The organism is Nostoc sp. (genome assembly GCF_036917515.1).
GTDB lineage: Bacteria > Cyanobacteriota > Cyanobacteriia > Cyanobacteriales > Nostocaceae > Nostoc.
Window position 1 is genome coordinate 1 of sequence record NZ_JBALDE010000166.1, and the last position, 16,638, is coordinate 16,638.

Sequence of the window (16,638 nt, forward strand, 5' to 3'; positions counted from 1 at the left end):
CATTTGCTCACAAGGTGCTGATATCTTCAATCTTTCAGCTTAAGCCTTGTGAGTTTTCTTACAATAGCCCCTCACTTTTAAAACATCCTCTTAAACACTGACGTTCAACTTTTAGATCGGGTGAACCGAAATTACGCCTAATCAAATATAGTTCCCCAACTAAGTTAGAACTAATTATACGGATATGATATCATTTGACTTTTTCAGATTTTGGTAGATATACAGCGAAGAGATTGTATTTAAATCTACTTCTTTAGGCTCATATTCATCGTCATTAGTATTTTTCAATAGGACTGTAAACGCACCAGCACCTAACCTATGTTGAGGAAATATTCGATAACAAGGTATTGTAGTCAAATGCGATTGATATTTGGCTAAATTACTAATTTCTATCGCTTTAAACTGGGGAAATCGTTCTAAAAACCATTCACAAACTTGCTCATTTTCTTCGGGAGAATATGTGCAAGTCATATAAGCAAGATAGCCTCGCGGTGAAACAATTTTAGCTGAATTCGCTATAATACGCTTTTGCCGATTTGCACTCTTATTAATAGCAGTTGGGTGAAAACATCCAGGTGCTTTTTCACCTTTGGCAAGTAAAGATTGTCCAGTACACGGAGCATCTACAAGGACTATATTGCTAGAGCCAGTAAATATTTCGGTAAATATACTCGAATCTCGATTAACCACTGCACTAGGGCTAACCTGGCAACGCTTCAAATTAGAAATTAGCATTCCCAGACGTTTACCAATTACTTCATTACTGATGAGCAATTCAGGTTTTAAAGCTCTCCAAGCGAAGATACTTTTACCTCCTGGTGCGGCACACATATCAAAAACTAAATGCATTGACTCAGGAATAGCTAATAAAGTAGTAGCTGCAAACACTGAAGAAAAATCTAAACAATAGAAATATCCTTTTTCATGCAAGGGATGCTGACCAGGTTTTTCTCCCAGAGATAAGCGGTCTATAAATTGTGGTTGCCAAGAAGTTGGTGTTTCCACTGCAAAAGGCAAAATATCTGGCTTTTCTTGACACCAAATAATACTAGGTGAAAAAGGCTGAGGATTCATTAAAGCCTCGATAAATTTTTCTTGCTCATCTAGATTGGCAAACAAACGCCGCGAGACTTTAAGTAATAAATTAGAAGGTTTTTCCATGAAAATTATGAATTATTAATTATCAATTACGAATTAGGAATTAGGAATTAGTACGTTGTATCTGAATCAAAATCAAACTGTTACACAAGAACAATGTAATTAAGGCTTTTGGCTTCATACTCAAAAATATAATGACCGCCATTGGGATCGCAATGGCCAAGCTACCCCACTGCACCGGAGAAGGTCATGTTCTTAGATAGTTTTCGGCAAAAATTACGCAAAGAAACACAATTATGGAGGGATGAAGGATTAATTAGTTCTTCCCAGTATGAGCAGATAGCAGAACGTTATCAATTTAAAAACCTGGAAGCAGCTGCACGCGATCGCAATAAAGCGATCGCGATCGCGATCGGCAGCATACTTTTATGCTTAGGCATAATTACCTTTGTATCAGGAAACTGGCAGGGAGGATCGCGAGAAGTCAAAATTATTTTGATGATGAGTTTATTTTTTGCGATCGCGATTACTGGATTTTACAACTGGAGACCGCCTGAAGGAAAGAAACCAGAACGAAGCAAACGCCTACTGGGAGAGGGATTGCTAATTTTAAGCGCCTTCATCTTCGGTGCAAATTTACTGCTGATGGCCCAGATGTTCAATATTGCAGGTTCAGTTTCCCAACTGTTTCTCGCCTGGGGATTCGGTGTTGTGGTCATGGCCTTCAGTTTGTCCTTAAATTCTTTAGGAATTCTGTCAATTGTCCTTGTGGAAATTGGCTACTGGACTGGACTAGAAGACTTGTGGTACGCTTCAGGTGAGTTAACTTGGTCGCGGCTAGTAGTGCAGCATATGCCTTTGTTGGCATGGCTAGTATTTGTACCTTTAGCTTACTTCTGTCGATCCCGTTGGATTTTTGGTCTAGCAGCCTTTGTTTTTGCTAGTTCCTTACAAGCTAACCTTAATCCACTACCACTGCTGAATTATGCTGATATAGCTCCTTGGGTGGCATCTTTTGCTTTTGCACTCCCACCTGCATTATTCTGGAGTTATGATGATTTACTGTTTCCAACCATAAATTATAGATTGTTTCAATCTTTAGCGCGTAATTTAGCGTTGGTCAGCTTCGGGGTTGTCTTTTACGTTCTGTCTTTTCGTTGGGTCTGGGAATCTCCAAATTATAGTTATAATCAACCAACGAATTTGACAAACTTATTCGAGTCTCTGCCGATTATCGATTTGGGGATTCTCAGCGGCTTGGCGGTATTACAATGGTTGTTTCTACTGCGCCAAAGAAATAACCCTCCGCGCCGCGAAGTTATTTTCACAACTGCTGTCATTAGTACATTTCTTGCCTTTATTGCAATAGTACCTTTTTGGCATCAAACTATCAGCCGGATTGATGAACTTGGCATTTTTATTTTCAATGTACTTCTTGCAACATTAGCCTGGGGACTAATTCAAGAAGGATTGAAATTAAGCAACAGAAGTTCCTTTTGGGGCGGTATGCTGTTAGTAACACTGCAAATTATCAGTCGCGTGCAGGAGTACGACACCGACTTACTTTTTAAGTCGCTAGTTTATGTCCTGTGCGGTTCTGCTTTAATTAGCGCTGGACTCTGGTTTGAACGCCGCCTACCCGGTGGTAGCTCTACAAGTAAAAAGTAGTGTAAATTCCGAATTCAAAATTCCGAATTCAGAAATTTGCCAATCATCAAAATCTCTGTGCGTCAAAATTTTTAAAGTTTCTCTGCGTCAGTCCTAATCTGGTTACTTTTAACCTCCTCAAGACCTCTGCTTTTTAGGACTACGCTCATGACTAATACTTCCTCTGAATCTAAAAATAAACCCTTGTCTCCCGAAGCCGAATTTTCCAATAAGGTGACTTTTCGAGATTACTTGATTGCTACTGAACAAAAATCGAATAAGCCCTTACCTTTTTGGCGGTTACTTGCTCCCCTGGCGCTGCAAACAGGGCTAATTATGGCAGTACCAGCCCAAGCAGTTTATACAGACGTGACAGGTAAGACGGTGATTTTGCAAACCGTACCTGTAGACCCTAACAATGTGATCGAAGGTAACACCCTAGCCTTAGATTACAACATATCCCGTACCTCAAATTTGAGCAGACTACCTGGCTGGCAAACATTAGTCAGCAAAGGTCGTGGAAGCGGCAGAAGATTGCCTGAAGGAACCAATATCTACGTGACTTTGCAAGAGCAATTCTCTACTGGTCGCGGTGTTCCGAGAGCTTGGAGACCGTTACGAGTAAGTAGCGATCGCCCCACAACTCTTAGAGCTAATCAAGCAGCCTTAAAAGGTGTTTATCAGGATGGTTCTGTTAACTACGGCTTAGAAACATATTACATCCCAGAAAACCAACGGCAGCAGATTCGCAACGATTTACAAGCCCAACGTGCCCGCAGAGGACAAGTACCACCGATAGTGGTAAAAGCAAAAGTAGACCCACAAGGTAAAGCAGTGCCAGTTAGTATGTGGGTGCGCGATCGCAACTATCGTTTTTAAACTGTTAAGAAAATAAACAGTGCATGTTTACACTACGCCAGGTTTGTCTTTGAAGTTCTGAGCGCTGACTTCCGACGCTCAGAATTTTTTGTTTGTCATTAGACATTTGGTGAAAAAGAATATAGAGATGTAGCATTACTACGTCTCTACAAAGATTCTAAATAAAGCATATTTAATTTCATCAGATGTCTTAATATATCGCCTACATTTAGAATGAAGCTATACTCAACAACAATACTGAATCAACCAATTAATTAAATCCCTACTTTTCCCCGGTATTAAACTTCCCTTAGATGATATTTTGCCTCGTTAAGTGTAGGCATAGTTATGAATATAGCAATTTTGATAGCAATAACCCGTAATTATGCTGGGGCGTAGACGTAGCCCCTCGTAGACCTCGCTTCATTATTTATAGTGATGACAACTTTGTACATCAGTATTAATTTTAACGCTCATAAATTTCTAATGGTAAATTATCTGGGTCTTTAAAAAAAGTAAATTTTTTACCTGTAATTTCATCAATTCTGATATTTTCTACCTCTAACCCTTTGGATTTTAAATAAAAAACAGTTTCTTCTATATCATCAACTTGAAAAGCAAGATGTCTTAAACCACAGGACTCTGGTTTACTAGGCCGTTCTGGAGGATTTGGGAAAGAGAATAGTTCGATTTGAGTATTTTCTGCAACTTTTAAATCTAATTTATAAGAATTTCTGGTGGCGCGAAAAGTTTCTTGAATAATTGAAAAGCCTAAAACTTCTATATAAAATTTTTTTGAGCGATCATAATCAGAACAAATAATAGCTACATGATGAATACCAGTGGTTTTCATTGGTGTTTTGCTTGTTTTATTATAATAATTATTAAGAGAGTATACGTAGGTGAGAACACAACCACATTACACCCTCTCAAGTATAGGTTAAGCTTTAATCTTTTTAATGATCTTACCTTTCTTTTCAGGAACAAGCCAATGCTGCTAACAAGAAATGTGCTATCTAAAGTACTAGGTTCAGATACTTGTCGATAAGAAACCGTACCAGAATCGCAAGTTTCGGAGGAGACAGAAAATAATGTTCGAGCAATTTCGTAACTTTTGTCAGGATTAGCTTTGTCCTGGAAGCTGTACAGTAATCCAATAGGTGCGCTATCTGCTAAGGATACAGTTGGAAATGCAACGGGATAATCTGGATATTCAACATCATCAGTTGCAGTGTAAATATTGGGGTCATTATCAATTTGACGTTGCTGAAGCGCCTAATTGCATGAATTGTATCTTTGAAGAAGCTTTAAGAGCTAATTTGTAAACTAAAGTAAAGTACTTGTCTAGTATTGGTTTCAGGAATTTAAGCCAATAAAGCACTTATTCGCTGAAACTCAGACCTAGTAATGAGTTGAGTACCCTTAAGATTTTCTTTACGAATCAGCTCTAAAGAATGAAAGCTTCTTACAACTCACGGAATTCACCTCGACGTGCAGCAAATTCAAGTTCAATTTCGTCAACGTTTACGAACTTGCAATCTAGCAGCGATCGGTCGTTGTCGGATTGACCATAATTTATTGGCTAAGGGTGTTTGTGGCACAAAATCAGATTTGGGAAGTGTTGTTTCTGACTCAGATTTAAGTAGTTCAACAAACTCCAAAACTTTTTGTTGCTTTTGGGGTGTCAGTTCTCACCAGTATTCAAGTAGTTCAACTTCATTACCCAAAAATACTTCGCTCTTGAACTGAATGATTTTTCTATTTTAGTGGCAGAAGCCTTATTTCTTATTCCCTGCTAGAAAATTTTGCTTGGAGTACAATCGTTTCTCATGAACATAAATTTAACTTAAATTTATATTCAATCAGCAAAAAGGCTTATTACTTTTTCAAAACTTCATATTCAATAAGCAAAAAGCCATATTGCTTTCTCAAAATGACATTTTACTTTCTCAAACCCCAGTTTGCTTTCTGATTTTGGTGTTTTCCGCAAGTAAAATCAGCTTTTACTTTCTCAAACCCCAGTTTACTTTCTCATTTTAGTGTTTTCCGCAAGCAAAATCAGCTTTTGCTTTCTCAAACTCCAGTTTGCTTTTTGATTTTGGTGTTTTCCGCAAGCAAAATCAGCTTTTACTTTCTCAAACCCCAGTTTGCTTACTTATTTCGGTGTTTTCCGCAAGTAAAAAGAGATATTGCTTTCTCGAAAGCCGTAGTTAAAGGCGGGCTGTCCGGGCCACCCCACAAGATTGGATAATTTATTTGTTGGAAGTCCCAAAGATGGAGCCAATAATCTTAATTAAGTAGAACAGTGTGGAAAAACAAAACTATAGTTAAGAAAAATTAAATAGACTCAAACCCTCTTACCTCCTGCCTCATCAATGAGAAATATTTACGCCGACCTACTTACCGTTAAGCAAACGCTTAAACTCTGCATTGACTACTTGGTAACACTCGCAGGTGATATCTTCTAGACCTAAGCGGTCAAGGATAGTTATTTGTCCGCGAGTATAGTTAATTAGCCCCGCCCTTTGAAGAATAGAGGCATTGAGGCTAACAGTGGAGCGATTCACACCTAGCATTGTGCTGAGAAATTCTTGAGTCAGTGAAAAAGTGTTTGTCTCTACTCGGTCGGCAGTCATCAGCAGCCAACGGCACATTCGCTGTTCTATTGAGTGCAGGCGGTTACACGCAGCTGATTGGGCAATTTGATTAAACAGCGCTTGCGTGTATCGTTGTAGTAGATTGTACAACGGACTATTTACGGTGACATGAATTTTAAATGCATCTACTTCCATCCTTAAGCCAGAGCCAGCAACTTGCATAAAACACTCGCCCGGAATCCTATCAGCTCCCAGGAATACTGGAAGACCTACCATTCCTTCATTGCCCACCGTAGCCACTTCGATTGCCAAACCGTCCGTCATCACTGTGAGCATAGAGGCTACGCCATAGTTGATAAAATAGACGTGCTCAATTGGTTGGTTAGGTAAATAAAGTTCTTGCCTAAACTCTAGAGAGACTTGCTCCATATAAGGGTCAAGACGAGAGTATTCCTCAGAGGGTAGGGCAGCTAAAAGTTGGTTTTCCACAAGTACAGAATGCTTGACTAACACAGATAGCAAAAGGCTGTTTAAGACAGTCTTATCTGTATTAAATAAGCAGTAGCAATCAAGAACCTCTGACAAAAGATTTACCTTTTGTAAATATTTTATGTTGCCTAAACGACATATAATGATTATATGTTAGCTATATAACATAGCAGTGTAACTTGTGAAGCTGCTTTAACAGTAATTAAACGATCGCTACTGAGCGCTAAACATTACCCCCCCCCCCCAATGAAGTTACAAAAATCACATCCGATTATGTCACACTTCCCCAATATTGCTTACAATATAGTGGCGATCGGAGCTTCTATAGGTGGGCAAGAGCCAATCATCGAAATATTGTCGGGTTTACCAGTAGATTTCCCAGCGGCGATTATTGTAGTTCAGCACATGAATCCTTTCTATCCTAGTCGTCTGGCAGATATCCTCAGACGCTACACAGTGTTGCCCGTAGAGCAGGCAAAATCAGGGCAAATAATGCGTCCAGGGACAGTTTACACTTATCTTCAAGATCGGCACCTAGTAGTCGATGCTAACGGTACTCTGTCTCTATTAGAGTCGCCAAAGATGAACTTTGTTCGTCCCTCAGTGGATAAACTATTCATGTCAGTAGGACTTAATTACGGAATTCGGGGGATTGCTGTTGTCCTAAGTGGGTGGGGCAGAGATGGTGCTTTAGGAGTGATAGCAATGAAAAACTATGGTGGCACGACAATTGCTCAAGATGAAACTACTTCGGAGTACTTCGATATGCCCTCAGCTGCTATTGACACCGGGAAAGTAGATTTTGTTCTGACTCCAGAGGCGATTGCCAAGAGCTTGTCCAGCCTGGTAATGACAGAATTAGTAGCATAAGGATCCCTCACCCTAAATCCCTCTCCCAAGTTTGGGAGAGGGACTTTGAAGTTTACTCCCCTTCTCCCAATATTGGGAGAAGGGGTTGGGGGTTGAGGGTAGTTTTTGTATTCGTGCAAGAGGTCTAATCCTAGTTTTCTTCAGGTCTGCTTCGGAAAGTTCTTCCCCAGCTTGCAGGCGAGTGGCAGAAGTTTGCAACACTGTCACCGCACCTTTATCTCCGATTTGTAGGGCGGTTTTAGCAGCTGTTTGTAGCATCGTCGCTGCACCAGTGCGTAGGCGTAAGCCCGTCGTAGACATCGCCTTGTTGCAATTTCGTCTTGGCTAACTGAGTTTGGCGATACTTTGCTTTACTTGAAATCGGGAATTACCTGAATCAATTCAGTCTGGAAGGCTTTGTCATAGGTGATTACAGCTAAACTTTCGAGTTCAGCCTGAGCCATGATTATGCGATCAAAGGGATCTCGGTGGGCAATCGGTAGGCTTCCTGCTCTGAGCGCATGGATTGTGGTGATGGCAAGTTCGATAAATTTAGCTTGATGCAATATCTGTGAATATTGCTCAACAAGTTGTTTGGCTTCGGGTAGTTTACCCATCCGGTATTTAGTGGCAATTTCCCAAGCAGAAGCACTTAAGGGGTACAAGTCGGGAAACCCACTGTTAGCACCTGCCTTGCCAAAGCGCGAAACTTTCATCCCGTTAATCAGCAAGGCTGAATTTTTACTATTCCTGCAAAACGGTCTTTGATACAATCCTAGTTTTCTTCAGGTCTGCTTCGGAAAGTTCTTCTCCGGCTTGCAGGCGAGTGGCAGAAGTTTGCAACACTGTCGCCGCACCTTTATCTCCGATTTGTAGGGCGGTTTTAGCAGCTGTTTGTAGCATCGTCGCTGCACCAGTGCGATCGCCTTGTTGCAATTTCGCCTCGGCTAACTGGGTTTGGCGATACTTCGCTAATGTTAAAATAGATTGTTGTACCTGGGGATTAGAATCTGGTTGATACGCTCGCATTACATCTGCATACACTGGTACCACGGGCGAAAGTAAACCTTCTTCGTTAACCAACGGGTCATCATAACGAATTTGCAAATGCGCGATCGCTTGCTTGCCTTCTGGCAATTGTCCCAGATAAATGTTCGCCAAAACTACCCGTTCTACATCCTGCATCAAATCTCCCAAACGCACAGCAAAGCTACCATCAGCTTCAGTTTCCATTGGTAACTCGATTGTGTCTGGGGCAACTTGAGCAACGGGTTTCAATTCTGCTAGTCTGACATTGGGCACTAGAGATAACAGCAAGTAGGCATTAGTTAGCCCAATCGATTGAATCCGTCCAAACAGTCGGCTAAATTGCTCCACAGCTTGTTCTGGACGTTCAATATAGGCTAAAGTCCCACCACCGACATCGGCAATGTTTTCTAGCAAATCCTGATTCCAGCTATTACCAAATCCGAAAGTGTTGATAGTTAGGTTTAGCTTGGCAGCTTTTTGCGCCAGTTTAAGACAGCGTTTGTGATCATCTCGCCCAATATCCCATTTCCAAATTCGTAAACTGCTTTCACCATGTCCATCCGTCAGCAGAAACGCCTGGGAAACAGCGCCTCTTGTGCCTTTCATCAGTTCTGTAATTCCCAATTCCAAACCATCAGCGATCGCAGTACCGCCGCTAGCAGTCAGTTTGCTTTTAATTTGAGATTTGATGCTTTCGGGGTCTTCAATCGCTTGGTTGGGGATAATGACTTCCGCAGAACCAGAAAAAGCCACAACTGAGATGCGATCGCCTACTTTCAACCGATCTATTAATCCTTCCACCGCCTGGATCACCGTTTTAATTGGTTGTCCATGCATGGAACCACTTCTATCCAAAATCAAGCAGAGATTAAGGGGGAGATTTTGGTCAGACTCACCAGCGATAGCAAAAATAGTTATTGCTAGTTGACGTTGGCTACTTGTTTGAGCCAGATCAACATTATTGTCATTTAACGCCGAGAGCAATTTAACTTTCATCTAAACCTAAGTTTACTGGGGAGGGGTATCTTGCAAAACTGTTTTGGAGACAATTCTGGTTTTCTTGCGATCGCTTTCCGATAAATCTCCACCAGATTGTAGCTGGGTAGCAGAAGTTTGCAACACCGTTGCCGCCCCTTGATCTCCCATTTGCAAGGCAGTTTTCGCAGCCGTTTGTAACATTGTCGCTGCACCAGTGCGATCGCCCTGTTGCAATTTCGTTTCTGCTAGCTGGGTTTGGCGATACTTAGCTAATGCCAAAATAGAATGCTGCACCTGGGGATTCAAGTCTGCTTGATAATTTTTGACTACATGAGCATAAACTGGGATATTTGGTGTAACTAAACCTACCTTATTGGCGGCTGGATCATCGTAGCGGACTTGCACATTTGCGATCGCTTGTTCACCTATTGGCAATTGTCCCAAATAAATATTAGCTAAGATTACCCGTTCTGCATCTTTCATTAAATCTCCCAGCCGCACAGCGAAACGTCCATCAGTTTCTTGTTGCAGTGGTAACTCAATAGTGTCTGGTGAAACTTGGGCGACAGGTTTGAGTTCCGCTAGCCGGACATTAGGCATTAGAGAAAATAATAGATAAGCATTAGTCAATCCCACCGTTTGAACGCGGCTGAACAGGCGATTAAACTCTTCAACTGCCTGTTCGGGTTTTTGAATATAAGATAAAGTACCTAAGCCAGCATCAGCAATTTTTTCTAAAACATCTTGGTTCCAGTTGTCACCAAATCCCAAAGTATTTAAAGTTAAATTATAGCTAGCAGCCAATTGAGCAAATTTCAAACAGCGATTGTTATCACCGTGTTCATTTTCTCCGTCGGTTAATAAAAAGGCTTGAGAAACAGTATCTTTTTTCCCCTTCGCCAACTCCTCAATCCCCAAACGCAGTCCTTCATCAATCGCAGTTCCCCCATCGGCAGCGAGGCGATTGATTTGCTGTTTGATTTTCTCTGGATTTTCAATACTTTGACTGGGTACTAGGACTTTGGCACGGTGATCGAAAACTACCACACTGAGGCGATCGCCAGGGTTGAGTCTATCTACCAAACGATTTGCTGCTTTTTTCACCGTTTCTAGCGATCGCCCGTTCATCGAACCACTATGATCGAGAATCAAGCATAAATTCAGTGGTACATGGCGGTCTTGATTTTCTGCGATCGCCGAAATCGAAATTCCCAACTGACGTTGACTGTTCAGTTGATTTGCGTCCAAATTACCATCATTCAAGGCAGGCTGCAAACTAACCTTCATAACTTCAAGTCCCGATTCACGATATACATATTAATAAACAACTTTAAAGCACTACTTTAGCTCTACGGAAAACTTATCCAACATCAATACACTAATATAATCAGAATATCTTAGAAGCCAAGCATTGACAGATGTGAAGCCGCCTTCAGCATTAGGGAGAAATCCGCACCTTGAGGGAAGCGTGCATCGCGCTAGGATGTATTACAGTTAACGGCATAGTTTCAGGCGATCAGTTGCTATGGACATTTCCCCAATTAAGGCTGTTCAAGCCCCATATTACGGCGATAACTTTTACCGGACACCACCGCCAGATTTACCTTCCCTCTTATTGAAGGAGCGAATTGTCTATATTGGGATGCCACTGGTACCTGCTGTCACGGAATTAATCGTAGCCGAATTGTTGTTTTTGCAATCCGACGACCCCGAAAAACCGATTAAAATCTATATCAACTCCACTGGCACATCCGGTTACAGTGGCGATCCCATTGGCTTTGAAACCGAAGCCTTCGCCATCTATGACACCATGAGATATATCAAGCCTCCTATACATACCATCTGCGTCGGTTCTGCGATGGGTATGTCAGCGATGCTCCTCAGTGCTGGTACAAAAGGTTGCCGTGCTAGTTTACCTCACTCCTCGATTATCCTGCATCAGCCTAAGAGCTATGCCCAAGGTCAAGCAACGGATATTCAAATTCGCGCTAGGGAAGTTTTGGTAAATAAAGGCGCATTAGTTGATATCTTACATAACACCACTGGACAGCCCCCAGAAAAAATTACTAAAGATATGGATCGGCTGTTGTATTTAACACCCTACGAAGCAAAGGAATACGGACTGATTGACCGAGTTTTTGAGAAAGAAGAACTCGCAAATCCCCCACTCCCTGCCAGTGTCCTTTAATTTGTCTTTTGTCCTTTGTTATTCGTCCTTTGTTAATAACCAAAAATTATTAATGACCAATGACTAATGACCAATGACTAATGACCAATGACTAATGACTTATTAAAAACGGAGTAAATTATGCCTATAGGCGTTCCTAAAGTTCCTTACCGGATGCCCGGTGGACAATATACAGATTGGATTAGCATTTACGATCGCCTTTACCGGGAGCGGATTATTTTCTTGGGGCGAGATATTGATGATGAAATTGCCAATCAAATTATCGCTGTAATGCTGTATCTGGACTCAGACGATCCAGGTAAAGATATTTATTTATACATCAATTCCCCTGGTGGAATGGTTACATCTGGCATGGCTATTTTTGACACCATGCAACATATCAAATCAGATGTAGTGACTATTTGCGTAGGTTTAGCTGCTTCAATGGGGTCTTTCCTGCTAGCAGCTGGCACCAAAGGCAAACGGTTAGCATTGCCTCACTCACGAATTATGATTCACCAGCCTTCAGGTGGTACCCGCGGACAAGCAACCGATATCGAAATTGAAGCTAGAGAGATTCTACGGATTCGTCACCAGCTCAATGGCATTTATGCTGACAAAACAGGTCAGACCATAGAAAAGATTGAAAAAGATATGGATCGTGACTTTTTCATGTCTGCCGAAGAGGCAAAACAATACGGTTTAATTGACCGTGTGATTGAAGAACGAACCTCCGTAGTAGCTAGTTAGTAGGAAGGCAGGGGAGACAAGGGGGATAAGGGTGAATTATTGAACAAATTTCTCTTTGAAGTTCTCATGCCTACAGTGAGCCACGCCAACGCCGGAAGTCGGCGCTGGTGACTTCTCTCCTTATCTCCCCCTTCTTGCTTGTCTACCTTGTCTCTTCTCAATGCCTAATGCCCTTTTATGAACAAACTGTCAACATTGAACTTTAAAATAGAAAATTAGCTCTTATCATTAATAGTCCAGGCTTGAAGCTGATACTGACAGATAATAGCCAATAGCTAAATATTCGATAGCTGATAGCTCAAGATGGATCTTGGAGATTGCTACCGTTTACTAGGTTTAAGATCGGGAGCTTCTTTTGCTGATATCAAAGCGTCTTATCGACGACTGGCGCAGCAATATCATCCCGATATCAACCCAGATGACAACAAAGCCAAAGATAAGTTTATTGCCTTGACAGAGGCTTACAAACTCCTGCTGACGGTAGTACTACCAGAGGAAATTGGTGCACATTCAAGTCAAGTGTCAACGTCTGGACGTGACAACGCCAAGGCAACGCAACGGCAGAAAACACCAATAACAACGGTGACAAGCCAAGAATCAGGGAAACCAAAGCCGCCAAATCTGTTGGAAATAGAAGAACGGCTGAAGTGGAAGACTTATGAGCAATTGCAGCGATTTTTGCAAGAAAGACGATTTCCACAAGCGATCGCCCTAGCGGAAGCTTTAGCAGATCGTTTGTCAACAGATGCAGAAGTTCGTCAATGGCTAGCGATCGCCTATCAAATTTGGGGACGGGCACTAATTTCTGAAAAACAACTACTCAAAGCCAGAATTTATCTCAAAAAAGCCTTGAAAACAGACCCACATAATAAAAGTCTTTGGTATGAAGTCCAGCGTGATATCCAGCGCTTGGAGCAAATTTTTTAAAGATTCAAGATTAACCTTTTCAAGACGGATAAATCTTTTGGACAAGAATTCTTCTTATTTTTGTGTTATCTGCAACTAATGCAGTTAAATAAATTTCCCAAAAAAGGCTGATTCACGTTGAAAAGGCTGGTTCTGAGTATAAAAATTTTACCAAAAACTTTGATCTTAAGATTCTGTTAGAAAATAAACGCTTTAATTCTCGCTTTATTTACAGTTGAAAAATAGGCTCTTATTTTTATTTTTTCAGAGTAATTAAAAAGAGTTAATTACTTTAGATTTTTGTCACATAATTGGAAATTTTTCTGCCTATTTTCTATAAATAATTAATCTAGTGAAATAAATATAAAATTAAATTTGGAAATCACTCATGGAGATCAGAACAATCACCAGGGTTGTCGGCCTATTCATCTCCACATCGTTAGCGTTTGCGACCGCCGCTCAGGCTGCGCCGTTCAACAGTCCGGGCTATCCAAACTACCCTTATGAAGGTCGTTACCCAGAGTCCACGCCCTGCCGTTACAACCTCCAGCAGAGCAAGAAGGCAACCTGGGCTGGAAGCAATATAACGCTGAAGTACTTCTACAGCGGCCAATGCGGTTCATTCGCGCGAATCGACAACGCGCCCCCTTACTGCAAGGTCTACCTTGATCGCACCCGCAATAGTAACCCCAACCCCAGCAGCTGGGACTATGTTGGTGAGACCGTCGACCCGGGCATTAATTTTGCCTACACGAAGGTCGGCAATAACCTCAGTGGTCGCCTCTCCCGCGCTGCCCTAGTCTGCGGCACCGGAACCGTCGTCACCCGCACTAACTGGTACTAAGCGTGACTTTTCACCAGATGTGGAAAAGGGAGAGCGGTTCGCAAATTGCTACCACTCGTAAGTTGGAAAGTCTGACCGGAGGTTTCCTTCGATTGGACTTTCCACAAAATCTAAAATTGGTACGATTATCCCTGCCATCCCCTCAGCACTGCTCCCAAGGTAGCGATTCCCTCGACAATCTTTTTAGTTGGTTGAAAGCTAAAAGCTAACCTGATGGCATCATCTCCCTGTCCATTGACGTAGCAGCGAGTTCCTGGGAGAAAGCTGATGCCATGTTCATTGGCACCAGTTAGGAGTGCTTTGGCGCTGATATTTGGCGGCAATTTACACCAAACAAAAAAGCCACCATCTGGTCGCAAAGCAACTACATCACTGGGAAACTCTTGAGCGATCACTTCTAACAGCAAATTACATTTATGCTTGTACCAAGCGATTAGCTCCTGAATGTGATAATCTAGTTTGCCTGTAGCACAGTAGCGGGCGACCACATGGCTGACAAATGGCCCTACAGGCCCTTCACTTTTGAACATTGCCAACCGCTCAATAATTGCTGGATCACCACAAGCCCAGCCTAGTCTGATACCAGGCGCAATGATTTTCGAGAAAGTATTCACGTATAACACCCACCCCTGCTTATCAAGGCTTGCCAAGCATGGCACAGCTTCGCCTTGGAAGCGTAAATCGCTGTAGGCATCGTCTTCTACCACCAACACGCCATACTCAGCTGCTAACGCTACTAGTTTTTCGCGGCGAGATAACGGCATAGTAGCGCCTGTAGGATTATGAAAAGTAGGTATGGTATAAATAAACCGGGGTCGAATGTCCCGTTTCTTCAAGTCGCTCAAAGTTTCTTCTAGGGCATCCACATCCATTCCCAATTCGTCTACAGGAATGGTAATTAGGCGTGCGCCAGCCTGGACAAATCTATTAACTACTCCCAAGAAGGTTGGCCCTTCCACAATTACGACATCACCAGGTTCAACAAACACATCTGGTAGCAAACCCAAAATCTGACCAGAACCATAGCCAACGATCAGACGCTCGCGATCGGCAGGGATTCCTTGAGCTTGCAAGCGGAGGATTATTTGTTCATAAAGTTGGGCTGAAGGTGGTCCGTAATTGAGAGCGATCGGAGCCTCTTCTGCCAGTACAGCAGCACTTGCAGCAGCCAAGTCCGCATGGGGAAAGAGAATTGGGTCAGCTAGACCATAGGCAAAGCTGACGGTGATGATTTTAGTTAACTCAGTGCCGTAAGTTGGTGGTGTCAGATTTCTAGCTCTTTCGGCGAACAAATCAGCAATTTGGTAAGCAGAAGTGGTAGAAGTCATAAGCAATTCAAAATTGGGAATCAGAATATAGAACACACAAAAAGGCAATTAGCGAAAAGTCACACGTATGTATTCTTTCTTATAACATCATCACAAGTATCGTAAATATTGATTACTAAAACAAAATTACTATGGTGAAATTAATTAACTTCAAGTGGCAGCAGCTAATTCTAAGCTTAGGCTGCTTACTAATGATTATTGCCTGTCAGAGTTTATATCCCACTACTAACCCAGACGCTAAACCTCTCAAGGTGGCCACAGACCCCACCTTTGTCCCTTTTGAGATTCAAACAGCTAGCGGAAACTTGGAAGGCTTTGATATTGATTTGATGAATGCGATCGCTAAAGTAGCAGGTTTTGCAGTCCACTTTGAAAGTCTGCCCTTTGATGGCACAATCTCGACCTTGCAAGCTAAAAGAGTTGATGCAGCAATTAGTGGAATCACAATTACCGCAGAACGCCTGAAAACAATTGCTTTTTCACGACCTTATTTTAAAGCCGGACTTGCGATCGCTGTCCGCGAAGACAATCAAAATATTAAAGACTTCAATAGTCTTAAAGGTAAAAAAATTGCTGTCCAAATAGGTTCCACTGGGGCCGATTTTGCCAAAACCATCCCCAATGCCAAAATTAGTACTTTTAATTCTGGTCCAGAGTTTTTCCAAGACTTACTCAATGGCAACGTTGATGCTGTGATTAGCGATGCTTTTGCGACTTTGTATGCGATTAAAAATGGCAAACTCAAAGGCATCAGAGTTGTTGCAGATTTACTCACTAAAGAATATTACGGGATTGCTATGCCCAAGAATTCTCCCCATTTGAATGCAATTAACAAAGGTATAGCGACTTTGTTATCCAATGGCAATTACAAGCAAATTTATCAAAAATGGTTTGACGCTAAACCTCCACAATTGCCAGACTCTTGACAATTGGGCATTGAGAAGAGACTTGGGGACAAGGGGAAGGGAAAGACTTGTTGCAAGTTCTAACTTTAGTCACCTTGTCATCCCTCTTTTGTTACTACGGGGAGAGTAGAATCAGGAAGAAAAACTGAAACAGTAAGTAACTCTGATGGTTAGGCAGCGCTCTTAAGCAGTA

Annotated in this window: 16 protein-coding genes and 1 pseudogene; 8 read left to right on the forward strand and 9 right to left on the reverse strand. The window is 41.9% G+C overall.

Annotated features, from left to right (window positions below; translation table 11 throughout):
- Positions 1-174 precede the first annotated feature (174 nt).
- Complete coding sequence (locus V7K89_RS21450; protein WP_335190679.1) at positions 175-1,161, reverse strand: RsmB/NOP family class I SAM-dependent RNA methyltransferase; 987 nt, start codon at positions 1,159-1,161, stop codon at positions 175-177.
- 186 nt (positions 1,162-1,347) lie between these two features.
- On the opposite strand from V7K89_RS21450, the gene V7K89_RS21455 reads away from it, so the two are divergent.
- Entirely contained in the window at positions 1,348-2,766 is a 1,419-nt protein-coding gene (locus tag V7K89_RS21455) for a DUF2157 domain-containing protein (protein ID WP_335190681.1), read from the forward strand.
- 147 nt (positions 2,767-2,913) lie between these two features.
- The gene (locus tag V7K89_RS21460) at positions 2,914-3,624 is read left to right on the forward strand and encodes a GDYXXLXY domain-containing protein (RefSeq protein ID WP_335190683.1); all 711 of its coding nucleotides are present in this window, start codon (positions 2,914-2,916) and stop codon (positions 3,622-3,624) included.
- Between the two features lie 445 nt (positions 3,625-4,069).
- Here V7K89_RS21460 and gloA2 read toward each other — a convergent pair whose 3' ends face one another.
- The 3 genes from gloA2 to V7K89_RS21475 form a co-directional block, all read right to left on the reverse strand.
- Positions 4,070-4,456 (reverse strand): SMU1112c/YaeR family gloxylase I-like metalloprotein, encoded by a 387-nt coding sequence (gene gloA2, locus V7K89_RS21465; RefSeq protein WP_335190685.1) that lies wholly within the window; start codon positions 4,454-4,456, stop codon positions 4,070-4,072.
- Between the two features lie 664 nt (positions 4,457-5,120).
- The gene (locus V7K89_RS21470; protein ID WP_335190687.1) at positions 5,121-5,264 is read right to left on the reverse strand and encodes a hypothetical protein; all 144 of its coding nucleotides are present in this window, start codon (positions 5,262-5,264) and stop codon (positions 5,121-5,123) included.
- Positions 5,265-5,999: 735 nt separating this feature from the next.
- Positions 6,000-6,785, reverse strand: a complete 786-nt coding sequence (locus V7K89_RS21475; RefSeq protein WP_335190689.1) for a Crp/Fnr family transcriptional regulator — start codon at positions 6,783-6,785, stop codon at positions 6,000-6,002.
- Positions 6,786-6,935: 150 nt separating this feature from the next.
- Here V7K89_RS21475 and V7K89_RS21480 point away from each other — a divergent pair, with 150 nt between their 5' ends.
- The gene (locus V7K89_RS21480) at positions 6,936-7,559 is read left to right on the forward strand and encodes a chemotaxis protein CheB (protein ID WP_335190691.1); all 624 of its coding nucleotides are present in this window, start codon (positions 6,936-6,938) and stop codon (positions 7,557-7,559) included.
- A 126-nt stretch (positions 7,560-7,685) separates the two neighbouring features.
- Here the strand turns inward: V7K89_RS21480 and V7K89_RS21485 are convergent.
- The 4 genes and pseudogenes from V7K89_RS21485 to V7K89_RS21500 form a co-directional block, all read right to left on the reverse strand.
- Positions 7,686-7,920 (reverse strand): annotated as a pseudogene (locus V7K89_RS21485) (hypothetical protein); the annotation flags it as partial.
- Positions 7,910-8,254 (reverse strand): type II toxin-antitoxin system VapC family toxin, encoded by a 345-nt coding sequence (locus V7K89_RS21490; RefSeq protein WP_335190693.1) that lies wholly within the window; start codon positions 8,252-8,254, stop codon positions 7,910-7,912. The gene V7K89_RS21490 and the pseudogene V7K89_RS21485, both read right to left, overlap by 11 nt.
- Positions 8,255-8,282: 28 nt before the next feature.
- Positions 8,283-9,563, reverse strand: a complete 1,281-nt coding sequence (locus V7K89_RS21495; RefSeq protein ID WP_335190695.1) for a vWA domain-containing protein — start codon at positions 9,561-9,563, stop codon at positions 8,283-8,285.
- 12 nt (positions 9,564-9,575) lie between these two features.
- The gene (locus V7K89_RS21500) at positions 9,576-10,832 is read right to left on the reverse strand and encodes a vWA domain-containing protein (protein ID WP_335190697.1); all 1,257 of its coding nucleotides are present in this window, start codon (positions 10,830-10,832) and stop codon (positions 9,576-9,578) included.
- Between the two features lie 238 nt (positions 10,833-11,070).
- On the opposite strand from V7K89_RS21500, the gene V7K89_RS21505 reads away from it, so the two are divergent.
- From V7K89_RS21505 to V7K89_RS21520, 4 genes are all read left to right on the forward strand, one after another.
- Positions 11,071-11,733 carry an ATP-dependent Clp protease proteolytic subunit gene (locus tag V7K89_RS21505; protein WP_334745929.1) on the forward strand — a complete coding sequence of 221 codons (663 nt, stop codon included), beginning with the start codon at positions 11,071-11,073 and terminating at the stop codon, positions 11,731-11,733.
- Between the two features lie 120 nt (positions 11,734-11,853).
- Positions 11,854-12,462, forward strand: a complete 609-nt coding sequence (locus V7K89_RS21510) for an ATP-dependent Clp protease proteolytic subunit (RefSeq protein ID WP_335190699.1) — start codon at positions 11,854-11,856, stop codon at positions 12,460-12,462.
- 303 nt (positions 12,463-12,765) lie between these two features.
- Positions 12,766-13,389, forward strand: coding sequence for a J domain-containing protein (locus V7K89_RS21515; RefSeq protein WP_335190702.1), 624 nt, complete (start codon positions 12,766-12,768; stop codon positions 13,387-13,389).
- Positions 13,390-13,756: 367 nt separating this feature from the next.
- Positions 13,757-14,212, forward strand: coding sequence for a hypothetical protein (locus V7K89_RS21520; RefSeq protein ID WP_335190704.1), 456 nt, complete (start codon positions 13,757-13,759; stop codon positions 14,210-14,212).
- Positions 14,213-14,337: 125 nt separating this feature from the next.
- On the opposite strand, the gene V7K89_RS21525 is transcribed toward V7K89_RS21520, so the two are convergent.
- On the reverse strand, positions 14,338-15,540 hold the full coding sequence (locus V7K89_RS21525; RefSeq protein WP_335190706.1) for an aminotransferase-like domain-containing protein: 1,203 nt from the start codon (positions 15,538-15,540) through the stop codon (positions 14,338-14,340).
- A 131-nt stretch (positions 15,541-15,671) separates the two neighbouring features.
- Between V7K89_RS21525 and V7K89_RS21530 the strand changes: the two genes are divergently transcribed.
- A complete protein-coding gene (locus tag V7K89_RS21530) occupies positions 15,672-16,466 on the forward strand; it encodes a basic amino acid ABC transporter substrate-binding protein (protein ID WP_335190708.1) in 795 nt (264 codons plus the stop codon).
- Positions 16,467-16,638 lie beyond the last annotated feature (172 nt).